General features: G+C 72.8%; 16 protein-coding genes. 3 read left to right on the top strand and 13 right to left on the bottom strand.

Annotated features, from left to right (window positions below):
* Positions 1 to 163: 163 nt before the first annotated feature.
* Both ACZ4M5_RS28660 and ACZ4M5_RS28665 read right to left on the bottom strand, forming a co-directional pair.
* The gene (locus tag ACZ4M5_RS28660; RefSeq protein WP_467740958.1) at positions 164 to 1,330 is read right to left on the bottom strand and encodes an AI-2E family transporter; all 1,167 of its coding nucleotides are present in this window, start codon (positions 1,328 to 1,330) and stop codon (positions 164 to 166) included.
* Positions 1,331 to 1,586: 256 nt separating this feature from the next.
* Positions 1,587 to 1,781: a DUF3046 domain-containing protein gene (locus tag ACZ4M5_RS28665; protein ID WP_467740910.1), complete on the bottom strand. Its 195-nt coding sequence runs from the start codon at positions 1,779 to 1,781 to the stop codon at positions 1,587 to 1,589.
* A gap of 79 nt (positions 1,782 to 1,860) precedes the next feature.
* Between ACZ4M5_RS28665 and ACZ4M5_RS28670 the strand changes: the two genes are divergently transcribed.
* Positions 1,861 to 2,805: a hypothetical protein gene (locus ACZ4M5_RS28670; protein ID WP_467740912.1), complete on the top strand. Its 945-nt coding sequence runs from the start codon at positions 1,861 to 1,863 to the stop codon at positions 2,803 to 2,805.
* On the opposite strand, the gene ACZ4M5_RS28675 is transcribed toward ACZ4M5_RS28670, so the two are convergent.
* The 3 genes from ACZ4M5_RS28675 to ACZ4M5_RS28685 are packed head-to-tail and all read right to left on the bottom strand — an operon-like array spanning position 2,806 to position 4,726.
* Positions 2,806 to 3,114, bottom strand: a complete 309-nt coding sequence (locus tag ACZ4M5_RS28675) for an AzlD domain-containing protein (protein WP_467740914.1) — start codon at positions 3,112 to 3,114, stop codon at positions 2,806 to 2,808.
* On the bottom strand, positions 3,111 to 3,872 hold the full coding sequence (locus ACZ4M5_RS28680) for an AzlC family ABC transporter permease (protein WP_467740916.1): 762 nt from the start codon (positions 3,870 to 3,872) through the stop codon (positions 3,111 to 3,113). Before ACZ4M5_RS28680 ends, ACZ4M5_RS28675 begins: the two co-directional genes overlap by 4 nt.
* 23 nt (positions 3,873 to 3,895) lie before the next feature.
* Positions 3,896 to 4,726, bottom strand: a complete 831-nt coding sequence (locus tag ACZ4M5_RS28685; protein ID WP_467740918.1) for an AraC family transcriptional regulator — start codon at positions 4,724 to 4,726, stop codon at positions 3,896 to 3,898.
* A 91-nt stretch (positions 4,727 to 4,817) separates the two neighbouring features.
* Here ACZ4M5_RS28685 and ACZ4M5_RS28690 point away from each other — a divergent pair, with 91 nt between their 5' ends.
* Positions 4,818 to 9,770, top strand: a complete 4,953-nt coding sequence (locus ACZ4M5_RS28690) for an ATP-dependent helicase (protein ID WP_467740920.1) — start codon at positions 4,818 to 4,820, stop codon at positions 9,768 to 9,770.
* 28 nt (positions 9,771 to 9,798) lie between these two features.
* Positions 9,799 to 10,629 carry an Fpg/Nei family DNA glycosylase gene (locus ACZ4M5_RS28695; RefSeq protein ID WP_467740922.1) on the top strand — a complete coding sequence of 277 codons (831 nt, stop codon included), beginning with the start codon at positions 9,799 to 9,801 and terminating at the stop codon, positions 10,627 to 10,629.
* A 568-nt stretch (positions 10,630 to 11,197) separates the two neighbouring features.
* Here ACZ4M5_RS28695 and ACZ4M5_RS28700 read toward each other — a convergent pair.
* The 8 genes from ACZ4M5_RS28700 to ACZ4M5_RS28735 all read right to left on the bottom strand — a co-directional run bounded on the left by ACZ4M5_RS28700 (position 11,198) and on the right by ACZ4M5_RS28735 (position 20,237).
* On the bottom strand, positions 11,198 to 11,668 hold the full coding sequence (locus tag ACZ4M5_RS28700) for a Dps family protein (protein WP_467740924.1): 471 nt from the start codon (positions 11,666 to 11,668) through the stop codon (positions 11,198 to 11,200).
* A gap of 228 nt (positions 11,669 to 11,896) precedes the next feature.
* Positions 11,897 to 12,277 carry a helix-turn-helix domain-containing protein gene (locus ACZ4M5_RS28705; protein WP_003993396.1) on the bottom strand — a complete coding sequence of 127 codons (381 nt, stop codon included), beginning with the start codon at positions 12,275 to 12,277 and terminating at the stop codon, positions 11,897 to 11,899.
* Positions 12,278 to 12,386: 109 nt separating this feature from the next.
* Positions 12,387 to 12,932: a CinA family protein gene (locus ACZ4M5_RS28710; RefSeq protein WP_467740926.1), complete on the bottom strand. Its 546-nt coding sequence runs from the start codon at positions 12,930 to 12,932 to the stop codon at positions 12,387 to 12,389.
* Complete coding sequence (gene pgsA / locus ACZ4M5_RS28715; protein WP_467740960.1) at positions 12,929 to 13,603, bottom strand: CDP-diacylglycerol--glycerol-3-phosphate 3-phosphatidyltransferase; 675 nt, start codon at positions 13,601 to 13,603, stop codon at positions 12,929 to 12,931. The genes ACZ4M5_RS28710 and pgsA overlap by 4 nt, the downstream gene beginning before the upstream one ends.
* A gap of 365 nt (positions 13,604 to 13,968) precedes the next feature.
* The gene (gene rimO / locus ACZ4M5_RS28720) at positions 13,969 to 15,471 is read right to left on the bottom strand and encodes a 30S ribosomal protein S12 methylthiotransferase RimO (RefSeq protein WP_467740928.1); all 1,503 of its coding nucleotides are present in this window, start codon (positions 15,469 to 15,471) and stop codon (positions 13,969 to 13,971) included.
* Positions 15,472 to 15,564: 93 nt separating this feature from the next.
* Positions 15,565 to 16,413, bottom strand: a complete 849-nt coding sequence (locus ACZ4M5_RS28725) for a helix-turn-helix domain-containing protein (RefSeq protein ID WP_467740930.1) — start codon at positions 16,411 to 16,413, stop codon at positions 15,565 to 15,567.
* Positions 16,414 to 16,670: 257 nt separating this feature from the next.
* Positions 16,671 to 19,427 (bottom strand): DNA translocase FtsK, encoded by a 2,757-nt coding sequence (locus ACZ4M5_RS28730; protein ID WP_467740932.1) that lies wholly within the window; start codon positions 19,425 to 19,427, stop codon positions 16,671 to 16,673.
* Positions 19,428 to 19,556: 129 nt separating this feature from the next.
* Positions 19,557 to 20,237, bottom strand: a complete 681-nt coding sequence (locus ACZ4M5_RS28735; RefSeq protein ID WP_467740934.1) for a response regulator — start codon at positions 20,235 to 20,237, stop codon at positions 19,557 to 19,559.
* Positions 20,238 to 20,471 lie beyond the last annotated feature (234 nt).

Raw genomic sequence — 20,471 nt, forward strand, 5'->3', positions numbered from 1 at the left:
TGTTCGATTTTGGTGTCAAGCGCACCACGCGGCACCCGCGTGTCATCTTCCTCGGTGCCCGGCCGGGGCGTCCCATGCGTCCACCGGGGCGACCCACGGGTCCACCGGGGCGTCCCGCACGTCCCTCACCGCAGTGGTCGGGCCTGCGGCCGAGCACGCGACGTCAGGAGGAGTCCCCTCCGGTGCCCTCGTCGTCGTGCCGCTCCGCCCTCGTGCCGCGCCGCGTCCCCCACAGCCCTCTGGCTCGCACGAGCAGTCCCGGCCCCTCCGCGCGCCAGCGATGGCCCTGCACCCGTGGGTCGTCGGTGACGTCGTAGCGCTTCACGTACGCGCCCAGGAAAGCCTGCAGCGTGGCGATGGCGGGGATGGCGATCAAGGCACCGACCGCGCCGAGCAGGGCGGTGCCGGCGATGACCGAGCCGAAGGCGACGGCGGGGTGGATGTCGACGGTCTTGGACGTGAGCTTGGGCTGCAGCACGTAGTTCTCGAACTGCTGGTAGATCACGACGAAGATCAGCACCCACAGCGCGTACCAGGGGTCGACCGTGAACGCGATCAGCATCGGCAGGGCGCCGGCGAGGTACGTGCCGATGGTGGGGATGAACTGGGACACCAGCCCCACCCACACGGCGAGCACGGGCGCGTAGGGCACGTCCAGAGCCTGGAGCAGCACGAAGTGCGCCACGCCGGAGACCAGGGCCATCAGACCGCGCGAGTAGATGTAGCCGCCGGTCTTGTCGACGGCGATCTCCCACGCGCGCAGCACCTCGGCCTGGCGGGCGGGCGGCAGGACGGAGCAGATCGTGCGGCGCAGCCGCGGGCCGTCGGCCGCGAAGTAGAACGAGAAGAGCGCGATCGTCAGCAGCTGGAAGAGGCCCCCGATGACCTGGGCGGACACGTCCAGGACGCCCGTGGCGCTGTTCTGCACGTAGTTGCGCAGCCAGTCGGAGCGGAGCAGGCCCTCCTGGATGTCGACGCGCTTCAGGTCGGTCTTGAAGTGGGCGTTGACCCAGTTGATGACGGAGTCGAGGTAGTCGGGGAAGCCTTCGACCATCCTGATGATCTGGCCCGCCAGCATCGATCCGAGCAGCGTGACGAAACCGGCCGCCACGATCAGCACGCCGATGAAGACGACGAACGCGGCGAACCCCCTGCGCATGCCGCGCGCGGCCATCCAGCCGACCGCGGGCTCGATGGCGAGCGCCAGGAAGAACGCGATGAGGATGTTGATCAGCAGCCCGGTGAGCTGGTGGAAGGCCCAGCTGCCGAGCTGGAACGCGGCGACGAGGGCGAGCGCGAGCACCAGGGCGCGCGGCAGCCAGCGCGGCATGCGGCCGCTCGGTCCGGCGGTGCCGGACGGGGCGCGGTCGGACGGCGGCGTCGTACCGGACGCGGAGGACTGGAGGGCTGCCTGCCCGGACTCGTCAGTGGGTGCCACGGACCAAGTCTCGTACACACCACCGACAGCCGTCTGCCCGCCTGCGATCTTTGTGCCCGGCGGGCCGCTCCGCCCCTGCACCGCCGGTACCGTCCGGCTTCCCGGGACGCCGTCCGAGCCGCTCCCCCGGGCCGCTGCGCAGTCGAGGTCAGCGCCGCTCGCGTGGCACGTCCATCACCGTGCAGACCACCTGCCACACGTCCTTGGCGGCCCAGCCGGCGTCCAGCGCCTCGTTCACCGTGCGCCCGCCCAGCTCGGACATCACATGGTCGCGCGCGAAGGTGTCGGCGTAGCCCGTACCGAAGTGCTCCGCCATCCGCTGCCAGAAGACCGTCAACCGCATGACTCCAGTATCCCGCCCCTGCGGGTGGGCCTGAGCCGGGACCGCCACCCGGCGCCGTGTTGCGCCCTACGGTCGTCCCATGGCCGATACAGGAGCGTCCGCACTCCCCCCGACCGTCCCGGCGCACAGCCCAGTCACGCGCGCGGAGCGGTTCGTCTGGCTCACCGCGCGCGTGCTCGAGCAGCGCCTCTTCGCCCACCACTTCCGGGACGCTCCGGCCGAGCCGGTGGAGGCGGCGCTGGAGGCCTACCGCAACGAGGACGGCGGGTACGGCCACGCCCTTGAGCCGGATCTGCGCGGCCCGGTCAGCCAGCCGCTGCACACCGCCCACGCGCTGCGCGTCCTGGACGCCGTGGGGCGCTGCGCCGGGCAGCGCGTGGAACGCCTGTGCCGCTATCTGACGTCCGTCTCCACACCGGACGGCGCGCTCCCGGCGGTGCACCCGAGTCAGCAGGGCCACCCGGCGGCGCCCTTCGTGACGGTCGTGGACGATCCGCCCGGCGACCTGCTGGCGACCGGGCCGGTGGTCGGTCTGCTGCACCGCAACGAGGTGTGGCACGCGTGGCTCTTCAGGGCCACGGACTTCTGCTGGCAGGCGGTGGAGTCCCTGGAGAAGTCGCACCCGTACGAGATCGAGGCCGCCGTGGCCTTCCTGGACTCCGTTCCCGACCGTCCCCGCGCGCAGGCGGCCGCCGACCGGCTGGGCCGGCTGGTGCGGGAGCACCGCCTGGCGGCGCTCGACCCGGAGGACCCGGACGCGTACCCGGTCTCCCCCGGCTACGCGCCGGGGGAGCACCACTTCGCGTACGACTACGCGCGCAGCCCTCACTCGCTCGCGCGCGCGTGGTTCACCGACGAGGAGATGGACCGCTCGCTGGACCATCTCGCGGCGCAGCAGCGGGAGGACGGCGGGTGGCCGGTGCGGTGGCGGCACTGGGCTCCCGCTCCCGCCCTGGAGGCCCGTTCCCTGGTGACGATCGAGGCGCTGCGCACGCTCCACGCGTACGGCCGCCGCATCGCCTGATCAGCCGCCCAGGGCCCGCACACCCGCCGTCACGACGACGGCCGCCGCGACGACGAGCAGGAACGGCGCGCGCAGCAGCAGCGCGACGGCGGCGGCGGCGAGCCCCGCGGCCCGGGCGTCCAGGACCAGCGTCTGCCCCTCGGCGAAGGTCTGCTGGGCCGTGAGGGCGGCGAGCAGCGCGACGGGCAGCAGGGCGGCGAGCCGCTTGACGACCGGCCGCTCCAGAGCGTGCGCGGGAACCAGGAGCCCGGCCAGCTTGACGGCGTAGCACCCGAGGACGGTCACGCCGATGGCGATCCAGACGTTCACAGCGCCGCCCCCTGTCTCTGGTCATGGCCCTGTCTCCCGTCGGGCCCCCGTCCCCTGCGGCGGCCGCTCGCCCACAGCACCAGGGGCGCCGCGAGCGCGGCCAGCAGGACCGGGACGCCGGCGGGCAGCACCGGCAGCAGTCCGAGGCCGAGCAGGACCGCCAGTGCGGCGACGGCCCGCTCCGCGCCGCTCTTGAGCATCGGTGCGAGCAGGGCCAGGAACACCGCCGGTCCCGCCGCGTCCAGCCCCCACGCGTCGGTGTCCCCGATGGCCTCAGCGCCGAGGGCACCGAGCAGGGTGGTGAGGTTCCACAGGACGTACAGAGTCAGGCCCGTCACCAGGAAGCCCAGGCGGGCGCCGCGACGGGTGGGCTGGGCCAGGGCGACGGCTGCCGTCTCGTCGATCACCCACTGGGCGGCGAACGGCCGCACCGCGCGTGGGAGGGCCAGCACCTGGGACAGGCGCAGGCCGTAGAAGGCGTTGCGCACGCCGAGGAAGAAGGCCCCGGCCGCGGCCGTGAAGGGGGCGCCGCCGGCCGCGAGGGCACCCACCAGGGCGAACTGGGAGGCGCCGGTGAACACCAGGAGGCTGAGCACGCAGGTCTGCGCCAGGGTGAGCCCGCTGCCGGCCGAGGTCACGCCGAAGGCGAACCCGGACAGCCCGACGGCCACCCCGACGCCCAGCGCGTCCCGTACGACGGCCCGGTCCGCCGTCTTCCCGTCCGTCCTCGTGTCTTCGAGAGTCGTTCGATCCACCACGCCCCGCACGCTACGGGCCAGGGTCAGCGCACGTCTTGTACGTTCTTGCGCTCCCGCTGGTACGCGCCCGGGGGTACACCGACGATGCGGCCGAAGTGCCGGTTCAGGTGCGGCTGGTCGGTGAAGCCCACGGCCACGGCGACCTCCGAGGGCGCCGTCCCGAGGTCGAGCAGGGCCCGGGCCCGGCGCACGCGCGCGTCGGTGAGCCAGGTGTGGGGCGGCATCCCGTAGGTGTCCCGGAAGGCCCGTAGCAGGGCGAAGGGACTCGTTCCGAGGTCGGCTGCCAGGCGCTCCAGGCTCGGCGGTCGTGCCATGCGTTCCTCCAGCACCCCACGCGCGCGTGCGGCGATGCGTGCTCCGGCGGTACGCACCTCACGTTGCGGCAGGGGTCCCCCGTTCAGCCGCAGCAGCCTGGTCACGGCGACCCGCAGCAGGGTGTCCGCGGCGAGCGCGTTGCCCTCGTCGGCCGCCCGCAGCACCTGATGCACCAGCCCGACGGCGTACGGGTCGTCCACCACCGGGCTCACGAAGCCCGGCGTCCCGCGCAGCGACGTGGTCTCGGCGGCGATCTCCGCGACGACGTCGGGAGACGGGTACACCGCTCCGTACCGCCAGCCCTCTGGTACCCCGGCCCGTCCGGTGTGCGGCGTGTCCGGATTGACCAGCGCCAGGGCCCCGGCGCCCGCGTACTGGTCGCCGCCGCCGTGGTGGAAGACCTCCACCCCGTCCGCGATGGCGGCGATCACGAAGTTCTCGTGCGTGTGCCGCACAAAGGTCTTCCGGACGTACCGGGCCCGCAGCAGATCGACCCCGGGCAGCTCGTCGTACTGCCAGTGCCGCGCGCGCTCGTTCATATGACCATTGTCCGGCTGCCGGGGGACCGGACGCCGGGCCCCGCCGATCCGTGTCCGGCCGGTTGTCAGTGGCGGGGTGCACGATGGACGCATGGCCAGCACTGCACCCGGACCCCTGGACGGCTTCTCCCCCGCGACCCGCGCCTGGTTCACGGGTGCCTTCTCCGCGCCCACCACGGCCCAGGCCGGGGCATGGCAGGCCATCCACGAGGGCTCGGACGTGCTGGTCGTCGCCCCCACCGGGTCCGGCAAGACGCTGGCGGCCTTCCTGGCGGCCCTGGACCAGCTGGCCTCGACGCCTCCTCCGGCCGACCCCAGGAAGCGCTGCCGCGTGCTGTACGTCTCGCCGCTGAAGGCCCTGGCCGTGGACGTCGAGCGCAACCTCCGCAGTCCTTTGACCGGCATCCGTCAGGAGTCCGTGCGCCTGGGCCTGCCCGAGCCCGAGGTGAAGGTCGGTATCCGCTCGGGTGACACCCCGCCCGCCGAGCGCCGTGCCCTGTCGACCCGCCCCCCGGACATCCTGATCACCACGCCGGAGTCGCTGTTCCTGATGCTGACGTCGGCCACCCGCGACGCGCTGGCCGGTGTCGAGACGGTGATCCTCGACGAGGTGCACGCGGTCGCCGGCACCAAGCGCGGCGCCCACCTCGCCCTGTCCCTGGAGCGGCTGGACGAGCTCCTGCCCAGGCCCGCCCGGCGCATCGGACTGTCGGCGACGGTCCGGCCGGTCGACGAGGTGGCCCGCTTCCTCTCGCCCCGCCGCAAGGTGGAGATCGTCCAGCCCGAGTCGGGCAAGGAGTTCGACCTGTCCGTGGTGGTCCCGGTCGAGGACCTGGCCGAGCTGGGCGGCTCCCCGGTGGCCGACGGCCAGGAGGGCGCCGAGCGGCCCTCGATCTGGCCGCACGTGGAGGAGCGGATCACCGACCTCGTCCAGTCGCACCGCTCCACGATCGTCTTCGCGAACTCCCGCCGCCTCGCGGAGCGCCTGTGCAACCGCCTGAACGAGATCGCCTACGAGCGGGCCACGGGTGAGCCCCTGGAGGAGCACCACTCCCCCGCCGCGCTCATGGGCGGCTCGGGGGCCGCCCAGGGCGCACCGCAGGTCATCGCCCGGGCGCACCACGGATCGGTGTCCAAGGAGCAGCGCGCCCTCGTCGAGGAGGACCTCAAGGCGGGCCGTCTGCCGGCGGTGGTGGCCACGTCCAGCCTCGAACTGGGCATCGACATGGGCGCGGTGGACCTCGTGGTCCAGGTCGAGTCCCCGCCCTCGGTGGCCTCCGGCCTGCAGCGCGTGGGCCGGGCGGGCCACCAGGTGGGGGCGGTCTCCACCGGCGTCGTCTTCCCCAAGTACCGCGGCGACCTGGTCCAGGCGGCCGTGGTGACCGAGCGCATGCGGACCGGCGCCATCGAGTCCCTCAGGGTGCCCGCCAACCCGCTGGACGTCCTGGCCCAGCAGATCGTCGCCATGACGTCCCTGGACACCTGGCAGTTCGACGACCTCCTCGCCACCGTGCGCCGGGCGGCCCCCTTCGCGTCGCTGCCCGAGTCCGCGTTCACCGCGGTCCTCGACATGCTGGCGGGCCGCTATCCGTCCGACGCCTTCGCGGAGCTGCGTCCGCGCGTGGTGTGGGACCGCGTCACCGGTGAGATCACCGGCCGTCCCGGCGCCCAGCGCCTGGCCGTCACCTCCGGCGGCACGATCCCCGACCGCGGCCTGTTCGGCGTCTTCCTCGCGGGTTCCGACCCCAAGAAGGGCGGCGGCCGGGTCGGCGAGCTCGACGAGGAGATGGTCTACGAGTCCCGCGTCGGTGACGTCTTCACCCTGGGCACCAGCTCCTGGCGCATCGAGGACATCACCCGCGACCGCGTGCTGGTCTCACCCGCCCCCGGTGTCCCGGGCCGGCTGCCCTTCTGGAAGGGCGACCAGCTGGGCCGCCCGCTGGAGCTGGGCCGGGCGGTGGGCGCGTTCCTGCGCGAGGTGGGCTCGCTGTCCGAGGAGGACGCCCGGCTGCGCCTGCTCGCCGCCGGACTGGACGCCTGGGCGGCCGACAACGTGCTGTCCTACCTGGCCGAACAGCGAGAGGCCTGCGGTCACGTCCCGGACGACCGGACGATCGTCGTGGAGCGGTTCCGTGACGAGCTCGGCGACTGGCGCGTGGTGGTGCATTCCCCCTTCGGTGCTCAGGTGCACGCCCCCTGGGCGCTCGCGCTCGGCGCCAAGCTGTCCGAGCGGTACGGCATGGACGCCCAGGTGATGCATGCCGACGACGGCATCGTGCTGCGCCTGCCGGACGCCGACCTGATGGGCCTGGACCTGCTCGACCAGGACCCGGTGACAACGGGCCGGGAGTACGACGCCGAGCAGGCACCCGTGGGCGCCGCCGACGTCGTCTTCGACAAGGGCGAGGTCGACCAGGTCGTCACCGACCAGGTGGGCAGCTCGGCCCTCTTCGCCTCCCGGTTCCGCGAGTGCGCCGCCCGCGCGCTGCTGCTGCCGCGCCGCAACCCGGGCAGGCGCACCCCGCTGTGGCAGCAGCGGCAGCGCGCCTCCCAGCTGCTGCAGGTGGCGAGCGAGTTCGGCTCCTTCCCGATCGTCCTGGAAGCGGTCCGCGAGTGCCTGCAGGACGTCTTCGACGTGCCCGGACTCGTCGAGCTGATGGGCGACCTGGAGTCCCGCAAGGTCCGCCTCGTCGAGGTGACCACCCCCGAGCCGTCCCCCTTCGCCCGCTCCCTGCTGTTCGGCTACGTCGCCCAGTTCCTCTACGAGGGCGACTCCCCGCTCGCCGAACGCCGAGCCGCCGCCCTGTCGCTGGACTCGCGCCTGCTGGCCGAGCTGCTGGGCCAGGCGGAACTGCGCGAACTGCTCGACGCGGAGGTCCTGACCGAGCTGGAGCGTGAGCTGCAATGGCTCACCGAGGACCGCCGGGTCAAGGATGCCGAGGGCGTCGCGGACCTGCTCCGCATGCTGGGCCCGCTCACGGACGCGGAGCTCGCCGAGCGGGGCGCCGAATCCCAGTGGGCGCAGGAACTCGCCGGTGCGCGCCGGGCCATCCGCGTCAGGATCGCCGGAGCCGACCACTGGGCGGGGATCGAGGACGCGGGCCGTCTGCGCGACGCCCTGGGCACCGCCCTGCCCGTCGGCGTCCCGGAGGCCTTCACCGAGCCCGTCAAGGACCCTCTGGGCGATCTCCTCGCCCGCTACGCCCGCACCCACGGGCCGTTCACCTCCGCCACGGCAGCGGCCCGCTTCGGTCTGGGCGTGGCCGTCACCGAGGGTGCGCTGCAACGGCTCGCCGCGGCGGGCCGGGTCGTCCAGGGCGAGTTCCATCCGGCCGGCATCGGCCAGGAGTGGTGCGACGCCGCCGTGCTGCGCCGCCTGCGTCGCCGCTCCCTGGCCGCCCTGCGCCACGAACTGGAGCCGGTGCCGCCGCCCGCGCTCGCCCAGTTCCTCCCCCAGTGGCAGCACATCGGCAAGGGGCACGCCCTGCGCGGCATCGACGGGCTGGTGCGCGCCGTCGAGCAGTTGCAGGGCGCGTCCGTGCCCGCGTCCGCCCTGGAGAAGCTCGTCCTGCCGTCCCGGGTCGTGAACTACACGCCCGCCATGCTGGACGAGCTGACCACCGCCGGGGAGATCGTCTGGGCCGGGGCGGGCTCCCTGCCGGGCAAGGACGGCTGGGTCTCCCTCTACCTGGCGGACGCGGCCCCGTTGCTCCTGCCGCCCCCGCACCCGCTGGAGCTGACCGCCCTGCACCAGTCGGTCCTGGACACCCTCTCCGGCGGCTACGGCCTGTTCTTCCGGCAGATCGCCGACCAGGTCCGGGCCACCACCCACCCCGAGGCCGGTGATCAGCAGCTCGCCGACGCCCTGTGGGACCTGGCCTGGTCGGGCCGTCTGACCAACGACACGCTCACCCCCATGCGCTCCTTGCTCGGCTCGGGCCGCACCGCCGGGTCCACGGCCCACCGCGCCAAGCGCGCCGTCCCGCGCGGCCGCTACGGCTCCCTGACCGCCGCCGCCCGTACCGCGTCCCGGTCCGGCCCGCCGACGGTCGCCGGCCGCTGGTCCCTGCTTCCCGCCCACGAGCCGGACCCGACCGTCCGGGCGCATGCCCTCGCCCGCACCCTGCTCGACCGGCACGGCGTCGTGACCAGGGGTGCGGTCGCCGCGGAGGGCGTCGAGGGCGGCTTCTCGGCCACGTACCGCGTCCTGTCGGCCTTCGAGGACAGCGGCCAGGCCCGCCGCGGCTATGTGGTGGAGGGACTCGGCGCCGCCCAGTTCGCGATGGACGGCGCCGTGGACCGGCTGCGCGCGGTGTCCAACGCCCGCGACCGGGGCGAGGGCCTGCCCGCCCCGCCTGCGGGGACCGGCCAGGACGAGTTCGCCAACCATGACTTCGCCGCTCACGACTTCGCCGGCCCGGACGACCCCGCCGCCCCGCCCGCCGGCGACCACACCGCTCACCCGGGCCTCGACGGCCTCCCCGGCCCCGACGTCCCGGACGCCCCGTTCGGCGCCCCACCCCGCGCGCGGGACGAGTGGGTGTCCCCGCGCGACCACCCGGCCCAGGACACACCGCCCTGGTACAACGGTGGAGGGAGCCCGTACGGATCGTACGGTTCCGGGTTCTCCGCCCGCCGCGACCGTACCGACGCGTCCCGTGCCGTCGTCCTGGCCGCCGCCGACCCGGCGAACGCGTACGGCGCCGCCCTGCCCTGGCCCGAGCCGCCGACCGGCGCCGGGCACAAGCCCGGCCGGAAGGCCGGCTCCCTGGTGGTGCTCGTCGAGGGCGAGTTGACGCTCTACATGGAACGCGGCGGCAAGACCCTGCTCGCCTGGGCCGCCGACCCGGACGGCACCCCCACCGACGATCCGCGTCTGCGCACCGCGGCGGAGGCCCTCGCCGCAGCCGCCCGGGCCGGCTCCCTCGGCACGGTCACCGTGGAGCGCGTCAACGGCGCCCAGGCCCTCACGTCCCCCATCGGCACCCTGCTGGAAGGAGCGGGCTTCATCGCGACGCCCCGCGGTCTGCGTCTGAGGGTTTGATCCCCGGCCGGCGTGCGACTCTTGAACCATGCCCGAAGGTGACACGGTCTGGCAGGCCGCGAGGCGGCTGCACGACGCCCTCGCGGGCAGGGTGCTGACCCGCAGCGACCTCCGGGTGCCCCGCTTCGCCACGGCCGACCTCACCGGCCGCACGGTCCTGGACGTCACGCCCCGCGGCAAGCACCTCCTCACTCGCATCGAGGGCGGGCTGACGCTCCACTCGCACCTGCGGATGGACGGCGCCTGGAAGATCTACGAGAACGGCCGGCGCTGGACCGGCGGGCCCGGGCACCAGATCCGCGCGATCCTCGGCACCACGGAGCGCACGGCCGTCGGCTACCGCCTCCCCGTCCTGGAACTGCTGCGCACCGCCGACGAGTCCCGCGCCGTGGGCCACCTCGGCCCCGACCTCCTGGGCCCGGACTGGGACCCCGACCGCGCCCTCGCCAACGTCCTGCAGGATCCGGCGCGTTCCCTCGGCGAGGCCCTGCTCGACCAGCGCAACCTCGCCGGTATCGGCAATGTCTTCAAGTGCGAGATGTGTTTCCTCCTCGGTGTCACGCCCTGGCTGCCGGTCGGGGACCTGCCCGCCGACCGGACCGCGCACCTGCCCGAGCTGGCCAAGAAGCTGCTGGAGTTCAACCGCGAGCGCCCGGTCCGCGTCACCACGGGCCGCCGCGGCCAGGACCTCTTCGTCTACGGCCGGGCCCGCCGCCCCTGCCTGCGCTGCGGCACCCCGATCAGGGTCGCCGACCAGGGCGACGGCTCCCGGGAACGCCCCACCTACTGGTGCCCCACGTGTCAGCCGGGCCCGTCCCCGGCCCTCTCCCCCGCCCGCCGGCGCAGCCACACCATGTGACGGCCTGCCGTACGCGCCGCGGAGCCCTGGATCTCCTCGGAGCCGTCGGCGCCTGCACGCACCGCACGACGGCCTCGGTCAGCGGGCTCACCCCCGACGCGCGTCCGTCCTACGCCGTGCAGATATCCACCCGCTCCGGCTGCGCGCGGCAGCCACGGTCCCCGGCGCCCGCCGCTTCGGCACGCAATGCACCGGCAGCACGCTCAACCCCCAGCCCCCGGCGGCGACCGCCGCCTCCAGCAGCCCCGCCTCGGACTCCGTCACCAGCCGCAGCACCGCCCACCACCACAGCGCACCGAACCCGAACGCGGTACCGCGCACCCCCCAGCGCACTATGCCCGCCACGCCCCCCACCCCCGCCCCACATCCGGGCGGCGACCACCGCGCCCCCTTCGGACGGCGGGCGCCGGCGCACCCCGCGCACGTCCCGACGCGCCACGCTCCCCTGCGCGCCGAACGGCGAGAGCCACGTGCCCACCTCCCGGCCCACAGGAACCCCGCGGCCCGTATGCCCCACACGGCCCCCACGGCTCGCCCGGCCCGGCGTCCGCCGTGGCGCCCGCCCGGCTCACCCGTTCTCGGCCTGGAACATCCAGTGATGCTTCTCCAGGGCCGCCGTCATCCCGATGAAGATGTCCTGGCTCACGGGATCGGGCTCGCCGGTCGTCTCGATCCGCTCCCGCATCCGCGCGATCACCGCGCCCAGTGCCTCGACCAGCGTCCCCACCGCGGTGGTGTCGTCGACCCAGCCCTCCGGGGTGACGCCGATGCCGCTGCCGACGGCCACAGTCGCCGCCCGCCCGTCGGGCGAGATCCCCAGTGCCGCGGCCCGCTCCGCCACGGTGTCGGAGTAGGTGCGTGCGGTGTCGACGACCTCGTCGAGCTGGAGGTGCACGGAACGGAAGCGCGGCCCCACCACGTTCCAGTGGATCTGCTTCGCCACGAGGGCGAGGTCCACCAGGTCGACCAGGGCGCCCTGCAGTGCCTCGGACACGGTCTTCAGGCTCGCGTCCGACAACGGGCTCTTCACGACGTACATCCGCACCTCCGAGAACTGCCCCCGCCATCCCCTCAACGATGACCGCCCCGCGCCCCACCGGCAAACGCAGACAATTCGGACAGCAGGTAGCCGGCAGGGCCCGGCGTCCAGCCGGGCGCGCCCCAGGCCTCACCGCACCCGGGCAAGCGAAAACCCCGGACCGGTGCCCCTCCGGATCTCCGGAGAAGCCCGACCGGGGCCTCGTTCATGCCGTGTGAGCGTGGAGCCTCACGCGGCGACGACGTCCACCGCCTCGGCAGGCGCCTTGATGGTCACCCGTTCCGGTGGCACACCGGTCACCGAAACGGAACCCAGCATGGGTCGTACCGGTGTGGGCACAGGCTCGCTGGGGGTGGCCGCAGCAGACTGGGCCAGCTCCGCGAGGGCGAGCTCGTCGCTCACTTCCCGCATGAGCTCGGACATCCGTACGTCCAGCGCGTCGCAGATGGCGGAGAGCAGCTCGGAGGAAGCCTCCTTCTGCCCCCGCTCCACCTCGGAGAGATAGCCGAGTGAGACTCGGGCGGACGAGGAGACTTCGCGCAGAGTACGGCCCTGGCGCTGGCGCTGCCGACGCAGCACGTCACCCAGCAGGCGACGGAGCAGAATCATCGGTGGCTCCCTCCTCGGACCGCGTAGCCGCATCCATTACGCCCCACCGTACCGCCTTGCGCCGCGGCCGTGCGGGGAGCGATGTCGTGTTCACTCAGGGCTGCAAACATCAAAACCCCCCGTTCCGTTCCGTATCCTGTGCCGGCTCATTCCTGGTCTGTTCGCCCGCAAGCTCCTTCAGAAGCAGTGCGAGTACGCTCCGTACACTCTCTCTACGAATTTCCTCGCGGCTGCCGTTCAACCGCAGACCCTCCACTTTTCCGCCGCGGGCAGAACCGGAATCCGGTCCGAAGGGCCCGTCCACGGCGACGTAGACCGTCCCGACGGGCCGGCCGTCCTGGGACTCCGGTCCCGCGACTCCGGTGGTCGCGATCCCCCAGTCGGCACCGAGCGCTGCACGTACCCCCGCCGCCATCTGGGCCGCGACCTGCGGATCCACCGCGCCCTGTGCCGCCAGCAGAGTGGCGTCGACGCCGAGCAGCTCATGCTTGAGGTCGGTGGCGTAAGCGGTCACCGAGCCTCTGAAGACCTTGGACGCCCCGGGGACCGACGTGATCTCCGCGGCCACGAGGCCACCCGTCAAGGACTCCGCGACAGCGAGCGTCCCGCCCTTCACCGTGAGTAGTCGCACCACGTCGGTGGCCGTGGAACTCACGCTTCCGTCTCCTCCAACGCAGCCTTGCGCTCGGCGATTCCCCGCCGGCGCAGCACAATGGCCTGTTTCACATAGTCGAGCCCGGTCACCACGGTCAGCACGACCGCCGCGGCCATCACCCACCACCTCAGGGTGGCCAGCCAGCCCGTCAGCGCCAGCACGTACATCCCGACGGCCACGCCCTGGGTGAGGGTCTTCAGCTTCCCGCCGCGGCTGGCGGGGATGACGCCGTAGCGGATGACGAGGAAACGCAGCAGGGTGACGCCGAGTTCCCGGCCGAGGATGACGCCGGTGACCCACCAGGGCAGATCGCCGAGCGCCGAGAGGCAGACGAGCGCCGCGCCCATGATCGCCTTGTCGGCGATGGGGTCGGCGATCTTCCCGAAGTCCGTGACGAGGTTGTACGTACGGGCGAGATGGCCGTCGAAGAGGTCGGTGATCATGGCGATGGCGAAGGCCGCCCAGGCCAGCGAGCGCCAGGCCGGGTCATATCCGCCGTCGGCGAGCATGAGCGCGACGAAGGCCGGCACCAGGACGAGCCGGAGCATGGTCAGCAGATTGGCGATGTTCCAGACGCTGGCCTGGTTGACGGCCGCGGCCGCCAGCTTCGCGCCCCGCGGGTGCCTGCCGTCGCCGCCCCTGCCGTCGAGGCCCTCGGCCTCCCCGAGCATCACGCCACCGTCACCGACCACCGCACGACCGTCACCGGCGCCGCCCGCCGCGCCGCTGCCGCCGGCCGTGCCACTGCCATCGGCGCCGGGCGCGCCGTCCCCGTGGGCACCGGCGTCCCCCGCGACCGGCTCACGGCCGGGCACCGCGCCGGCGGCGCCACCACACTCCGCCTCGTCGGGCGCTCCGGACCCGGCCGCGGACGGTCCGCCGTCGGCCGACGGAGCCGCCGCGCGCCCCGCCACCATCCCGGGAACCGTCCCCGAGGCCGCGGCGGCCGGGGACACCGTGCCGGCCGGGGACACCGCTCCGGCCGCGGCACTCCGCGCGCCGGAGGCACCACCCGCCGCGGATGCCGGGACACCGGTCATCTGCCCGCCTCCTCACTCCACGCAGGCAAGGCGAACGAGCCCTGCAGCGGCTCGGCCACCAGGTCGACACCTTCCGTGCCGACCACCTTCGCCTCGACCATACGGCCGGTGCTCAGACCCTCGCCGCTCGTGAGCAGCACCTGGCCGTCCGTCTCGGGCGCCTGGTGCTCCGCGCGCCCGTACACGCCCTCCTCGTCGTCCACGGACTCGACGAGGACGTGCACCGTCTGGCCGACCCGCTCCTCGGCGCGCTGCGAGACGAGTTCCTCCGCGAGCCGCGAGACGCGGGCCAGCCTCTCGTCGACGACGTCCTGGTCGAGCTTGCCGTCGTAGGTCGCGGCCTCGGTGCCCTCCTCGTCGGAGTAGCCGAAGACGCCGATGGCGTCCAGCCGCGCGCCGTTCAGGAACCGCTCCAGCTCCGCGAGGTCCGCCTCGCTCTCGCCGGGGAAACCGACGATGAAGTTGGAGCGCACGCCGGCCTCGGGCGCCTTGCTGCGGATGGTGTCGAGCAGTTCCAGGAAGCGGTCGGTGTCGCCGAAGCGGCGCATCGCGCGCAGCACACCGGGCGCGGAGTGCTGGAAGGACAGGTCGAAGTAGGGGGCGACCTTCGGGGTGGAGGTCAGGACGTCGATCAGGCCGGGCCGCATCTCGGCCGGCTGGAGGTAGCTGACGCGCACCCGCTCGATGCCGTCGACCTCGGCCAGCTCGGGCAGCAGGGACTCCAGCAGCCGGATGTCGCCCAGGTCCTTGCCGTAGGAGGTGTTGTTCTCGGAGACCAGCATGATCTCCTTGACGCCCTGCTCGGCCAGCCAGCGCGTCTCGTTCAGCACGTCCGAGGGACGGCGCGAGATGAAGGAGCCGCGGAAGGACGGGATGGCGCAGAAGGAGCAGCGGCGGTCGCAGCCGGAGGCGAGCTTCACCGAGGCGACCGGCGAACCGTCCAGGCGGCGGCGCAGCGGCGCACGGGGGCCGGAGGCCGGTGCGAGGCCCTCCGGGAGGTCGGCGGGCGCGACGGCGGGCTCGGCGGGGCCGTGTCCGGGCAGGGCGACCTCGGCTGCCGACTCCTGGCGCTCCGCCGGGCTGATCGGCAGCAGCTTGCGCCGGTCGCGCGGGGTGTGCGCGGCGTGGATGCCGCCGTTGAGGATGGTCTGCAGCCGGTCGGAGATGTTCGCGTAGTCGTCGAATCCGAGGACGCCGTCGGCCTCGGGGAGGGCCTCGGCGAGTTCCTTGCCGTACCGCTCGGCCATGCAGCCCACCGCCACGACGGCCTGGGTTCTGCCGTGCCCCTTGAGGTCGTTGGCTTCGAGGAGGGCGTCGACGGAGTCCTTCTTGGCGGCTTCGACGAAGCCGCAGGTGTTCACGACGGCGACGTCGGCTTCCTCGGCGTCCTCGACGAGCTGCCAGCCGTCCGCCTCCAAACGGCCTGCGAGCTCCTCCGAGTCCACCTCGTTACGGGCGCAGCCAAGGGTGACGAGTGCGACGGTACGGCGTTCAGGCATGGGCTCAAGACTACTTCGTCCCGCCGACACCCCACGTCGACGGGGTTGGCCGTTTCCCGGCCAACCCCGTGCTAAGTGCGCTTTACGGACAGGTCATCCGGCTTCGGGATCGCCCTTGGTGTAGGTCAGGCGTTCGACGGAACCGGGCTGGAAGTCCTCTTCGATCTTCTTGCCGTTGACGAAGAGGTCGATCGCGCCGGCGTCGCCGAGGACGAGGTGAACCTTGGTGCTGTCCTGGAAGGTCTTGGTGTCGCCCTGCTTGAGGACGCCGTCGAAGAGCATCCGGCCGTTGTGGTCCTTGGCCGCGATCCAGCTGCGGCCGTCGGCGGCGGCCACGCGGACGGTGACCTTGTCCTGCGGCGCGGCGGCGATGGCGCTGTCGGACGGCTCGGGCTTGGGGTCGGCGGGCTTCTTGGTCTTGGTGGTCGGCGAGGCGGAGTCGCTGGGCGTGGAGCCCTCGGCCACGTTCGCCTCGTTGCCGCCGTCGTCGCCGCCCTGGAACATGGTGAACCCGACGAAGCCGATCACGGCGACGATCGCGGCGACCATGGCCGCGGTCCAGTTGGGCCCCCGCCGCTCCGGACGGATGCGCTCCGCCTCGAAGAGGGGAGCCGCCGGGGTCGGCGCCGGACGCCCGCCGTGCTCCTCGCCGTACTGGGCGAGCAGGGGCTCCGGGTCCAGATGGACGGCCTTGGCCAGGGTCCTGATGTGCCCGCGGGCGTAGACGTCCCCGCCGCAGGGCGAGAAGTCGTCCGCCTCGATCGCGTGCACGATGTTCATGCGGACCCGGGTGGCGCTACTGACGTCGTCGACGGTCAGCCCGGCGGCGATACGGGCCTGCCGCAGGGCGTGGCCGATGGAGGGGCGGGCTTCCTCGTGATCTGCTGCGACGCTGTCGTCTTCGAACGGACGCTCGTCTTCAGGTGAGTTGCCGATGGACACGGGGGCGCCTTTCGAGCGTGTAGCCGCCTGCGCTGGAGGTTCAGTCTAGGGGGATTGCAAAACGGTGGGGCAACCGGGCGGTGACACTTTGTACGCCATCGGAATGGCCCGACAGTCCGATGGTGGGGTCGCTGCGTTTCGCTTCCCTCAACTTGACGTACGGCGAAGGGAAACGGTTGCCCGTTGATCCTTACGGGTGAGTCACGATCAGGCCACCCGATTGCCGTACAGCCCGACGATCACCGCGCCGCGTTTCCCTACCCTTCAGACTCCCCCCGGATCAGGGCGAGCACGCCATCCAGTTCGTCAGGCTTCACAAGAACGTCACGAGCCTTCGAACCCTCGCTCGGTCCGACGATGTTCCGCGACTCCATGAGGTCCATCAGCCGCCCGGCCTTGGCGAAGCCGACGCGCAGTTTGCGCTGGAGCATGGACGTGGAGCCGAACTGCGTGGAGACGACCAGTTCGGCCGCCTGGCACAGCAGGTCGAGGTCGTCGCCGATGTCCTCGTCGATCTCCTTCTTCTGCTTGGTGCCCACCACGACGTCGTCCCGGAAGACCGGCGTCATCTGGTCCTTGCAGTGCTGCACGACCGCCGCGACCTCGGCTTCGGTCACGAAGGCGCCCTGCATACGGGTGGGCTTGTTGGCCCCCATGGGCAGGAACAGCCCGTCGCCCTTGCCGATGAGCTTCTCGGCGCCGGGCTGGTCGAGGATGACGCGCGAGTCGGCCAGCGAGGAGGTGGCGAACGCCAACCGGGAGGGCACGTTCGCCTTGATCAGGCCGGTGACGACGTCCACCGAGGGGCGCTGCGTGGCGAGGACCAGGTGGATGCCGGCCGCACGGGCGAGCTGCGTGATGCGCACGATCGCGTCCTCGACGTCGCGCGGCGCGACCATCATCAGGTCGGCCAGCTCGTCGACGATCACCAGCAGGTAGGGGTACGGCTGGAGCTCGCGCTCGCTGCCCTCGGGCGGCTTGACCTTGCCCTCGCGGACGGCCTTGTTGAAGTCGTCGATGTGCCGGTAGCCGTAGGCGGCCAGGTCGTCGTAGCGCAGGTCCATCTCGCGCACGACCCACTGGAGCGCCTCGGCGGCCCGCTTGGGGTTGGTGATGATCGGCGTGATCAGGTGCGGGATGCCCTCGTAGGCCGTCAGCTCGACCCGCTTGGGGTCGACCAGGATCATCCGCACGTCCTCGGGGGTCGCCCGCATCATGATCGAGGTGATCAGGCAGTTGATGCAGGAGGACTTGCCGGACCCGGTGGCGCCGGCGACCAGCATGTGCGGCATCTTCGCCAGCGAGTGCATGACGTAGCCGCCCTCGACGTCCTTGCCGAACGCGACCAGCATCGGGTCGTCGTCCTCCGCGGACTCCGCGAGGCGCAGCACGTCACCGAGGTTGACCATCTCGCGGTCGGTGTTGGGGATCTCGATGCCGACCGCGGACTTGCCGGGGATCGGGCTGATGATCCGCACGTCCGGGGAGGCGACGGCGTAGGCGATGTTCTTGGCGAGCGCGGTGATGCGCTCGACCTTCACGGCGGGGCCGAGTTCCACCTCGTAGCGCGTGACCGTCGGCCCGCGCGTGAAGCCGGTGACCCTGGCGTCGACCTTGAACTCGGTGAAGACGGTGGTCAGCGCGGCCACTATGGCGTCGTTGGCGGCGCTGCGGGCCTTGCCCGGGCCGCCGCGGTGGAGCAGGTCGAGCGACGGCAGGGAGTAGGTGATGTCGCCCGCGAGCTGGAGCTGCTCCGCGCGCGGGGGCAGTTCGCGGGGCTCGGCGGGCGGCGCCTTCGTCAGGTCGCGGACGCCGGCCTTCGGCTTCTGGGGCTGCGGCTCGGCCTGCGGCGGCCGGTCGGGCTGCGGCCGGTCCTGCTGGGGCCGGGCGGCCGGGACGGGGGTCGGGGTGGTCGCCTCCGGATCGGCCGTGCGCACGCCCTGGGTGAGGTCGGCGACGACCGGCGAGGGCGGCATGCCGTGCAGCACGGCGCCGTCGAGCGCGGCGGCGGCCGCCGCGGCGACGTCCACGGCGTCCCTGGGCCGGTCCATGTCGGGCTGCGGCACCGCCGAGCGCCTGGGCCGTCCCCGGCGCTGCGACAGAGCCTCCTGCTCGGCGCTGTCGGGGTCGTACGCCCCGGGCGCCGGCGCACGCCTGCCGCGCGGGCGCGCGGGCAGGGCCTCACGCCACTGCTCCTCGTAGCGCTCGTCGTCGTCGTAGCCGTAGTCGTCGTACTCGGCCGGGTCCCGGACGATGCCGAGCCGCACCCCGAGCAGCCGCAGCCGCTGCGGGATGGCGTTGACCGGCGTGGCGGTGACGACGAGCAGCCCGAAGATCGTCACCAGCACCAGCAACGGCACCGCGAGCACATCGCCCATGGCGTACGACAGCGGCGTCGCCATGGCCCAGCCGATGAGGCCGCCGGCGTCCCTTATGGCCGTCATGCCGTCACCGCGCGCGGGTGAGCCGCACGCGACGTGGACCTGGCCGAGCACGCCGATGACGAGCGCGGACAGGCCGATGACGATGCGTCCGTTGGCCTCGGGCTTCTCCGGGTGGCGGATGAACCGCACCGCGACGACCGCGAGCAGTATCGGCACGAGCAGGTCGAGCCGGCCGAAGGCACCGGTCACCAGGATCTCGACCAGGTCGCCCACCGGGCCCTCGAGGTCGGCCCAGGTGCCCGCGGCGACGATCAGGGCGATGCCGAGCAGCAGCAGGGCCACGCCGTCCTTGCGATGCGCCGGGTCGAGGTTCTTGGCGCCCTGCCCTATGCCGCGGAAGACGGCGCCGACGGCGTGCGCCACGCCGAGCCACACGGCGCGCACGAGGCGGTACACGCCCCCGGTGGGACTGGGCGCCGGCCTGGGCGCGACCTTCTTGGCCGCGGCCTTCCTGGCGGGCGCCTTCTTCGCGGGGGCCTTTCGGGCAGCGGCCTTCTTCGCCGGAGCCTTCGCCGAAGCGGCCGCCTTCTTCGCGGGCGGCTTCCTGGCTGCGGAGGGACGTGAGGCCATGGGTGTGAGGTTACCGGTGGAGACGGCAAGGGACACGTGTGCCCACTGCTTCACCCGTTCGTGTCGCTCCCGGAAGAGGCGCGAAGCTGACGCGCGGTCACCGGGGAGACAACCCGGCCTGCGCGCGCGTCAGTTCTGCGAGGACACCGAGGAGGTGCTTCCGGTGCCCGGCTCCAGCGCGTCCAGCGCCCGCCGCAACCCCGTGAGCTTGCGCTCCAGATGAGCCGCCGTGGCCACCGCGGCGGCGTCGGTCGACTCGTCGTTCAGCTGCTTGGTGAGTGCCTCGGCCTGCTCCTCGACGGCCGCGAGGCGCGCGGAGAGCTCCGCGAGCAGGCCGGCCGGCTCCTTGGTCTCGCCGCCCGCGTCCTTGCCGTTGCCCTCCAACTGCAGCCGCAGCAGGGACGCCTGCTCACGCAGCTGGCAGTTCTTCATGTACAGCTCGACGAAGACGGAGACCTTCGCGCGCAGCACCCACGGGTCGAACGGCTTGGAGATGTAGTCGACCGCGCCCGCCGCGTACCCCCGGAAGGTGTGGTGCGGGCCGTGGTTGATCGCCGTGAGGAAGATGATCGGGATGTCCCGGGTCCGCTCGCGCCGCTTGATGTGCGCGGCGGTCTCGAACCCGTCCATGCCCGGCATCTGCACGTCCAGCAGGATGACCGCGAAGTCGTCCGTGAGCAGCGCCTTGAGCGCTTCCTCCCCGGACGATGCCCGCACCAGCGTCTGATCGAGCGCAGAGAGGATCGCCTCCAGCGCCAGCAGATTCTCCGGCCGGTCATCGACCAGGAGGATCTTGGCCTTCTGCACCATGGCCCGCCCTCCTCGCCCCGGCGTGGGGCCTCCCCTGTCCGCAGGACCTGGGGAAGCGTCGGTGGGTGCCGCCCCAGGGGACGACTCCCTTGCGCCGTCCGTCCTTGTGCCGGTCATCGTAGCCGCACCCCGCCCGTCGCCACACCCTGTCACCGTGTTGTCACTGTGCACAGAGCGGAAACGCAGCGGGAGACCAGAAGGTTCCCCGGATCTTCCCGTTCTACACGGCTGCGC

The organism is Streptomyces sp. NPDC026246 (assembly GCF_055567995.1).

Excerpts from the sequence above, each read along its gene's own strand:
- ACZ4M5_RS28695 (WP_467740922.1), top strand. The coding sequence starts at position 9,799 with ATGCCCGAAGGTGACACGGTCTGGCAGGCCGCGAGGCGGCTGCACGAC.
- ACZ4M5_RS28730 (WP_467740932.1), bottom strand. The coding sequence starts at position 19,427 with ATGGCCTCACGTCCCTCCGCAGCCAGGAAGCCGCCCGCGAAGAAGGCG.
- ACZ4M5_RS28705 (WP_003993396.1), bottom strand. The coding sequence starts at position 12,277 with ATGATTCTGCTCCGTCGCCTGCTGGGTGACGTGCTGCGTCGGCAGCGC.
- ACZ4M5_RS28685 (WP_467740918.1), bottom strand. The coding sequence starts at position 4,726 with ATGAACGAGCGCGCGCGGCACTGGCAGTACGACGAGCTGCCCGGGGTC.
- rimO (WP_467740928.1), bottom strand. The coding sequence starts at position 15,471 with ATGCCTGAACGCCGTACCGTCGCACTCGTCACCCTTGGCTGCGCCCGT.
- ACZ4M5_RS28670 (WP_467740912.1), top strand. The coding sequence starts at position 1,861 with ATGGCCGATACAGGAGCGTCCGCACTCCCCCCGACCGTCCCGGCGCAC.
- ACZ4M5_RS28660 (WP_467740958.1), bottom strand. The coding sequence starts at position 1,330 with ATGCCGCGCTGGCTGCCGCGCGCCCTGGTGCTCGCGCTCGCCCTCGTC.
- ACZ4M5_RS28665 (WP_467740910.1), bottom strand. The coding sequence starts at position 1,781 with ATGCGGTTGACGGTCTTCTGGCAGCGGATGGCGGAGCACTTCGGTACG.
- ACZ4M5_RS28700 (WP_467740924.1), bottom strand. The coding sequence starts at position 11,668 with ATGTACGTCGTGAAGAGCCCGTTGTCGGACGCGAGCCTGAAGACCGTG.
- pgsA (WP_467740960.1), bottom strand. The coding sequence starts at position 13,603 with ATGCTCGGGGAGGCCGAGGGCCTCGACGGCAGGGGCGGCGACGGCAGG.
- ACZ4M5_RS28690 (WP_467740920.1), top strand. The coding sequence starts at position 4,818 with ATGGCCAGCACTGCACCCGGACCCCTGGACGGCTTCTCCCCCGCGACC.
- ACZ4M5_RS28735 (WP_467740934.1), bottom strand. The coding sequence starts at position 20,237 with ATGGTGCAGAAGGCCAAGATCCTCCTGGTCGATGACCGGCCGGAGAAT.